Annotated in this window: 1 protein-coding gene; it reads right to left on the bottom strand. The window is 56.3% G+C overall.

From position 1 onward, the window contains the following. A partial coding sequence (locus AC5IJH_RS18390) for a hypothetical protein (protein ID WP_491904273.1) occupies positions 1–200 on the bottom strand: 200 nt, incomplete at its 3' end. Positions 201–254 lie beyond the last annotated feature (54 nt).

Here is a 254-nt window from a genome sequence, read left to right as displayed (position 1 = left end):
TCACTCGAAGAAACGCGGGTGATGGCTTTCGATCCATTGAGCCAAACATTGCCGTCACGGTCTTCCGCCAGTCCCGTCACGGACGTTGCCAGTTCCGGGTTCGCAAAAAGGAGCTGTTGCCAGCGTCCGTGGTGCTCAAGCTCGATACCTTGTTCGCCAAATGCAAAAACGCCGTAGCTGGTTTCGGCAAGCCCGATCACTGCCCTGCTGAACGCCTGGGGAGACGTGGATAGAACCTCCCATGTATACGGATT

This window comes from Candidatus Dedyshia acidiphila, assembly GCF_051025295.1.
In the GTDB taxonomy this organism is placed as follows: Bacteria; Acidobacteriota; Terriglobia; order Terriglobales; family Acidobacteriaceae; genus KBS-83.
This window is presented reverse-complemented; position numbering and strand designations above follow the sequence as displayed.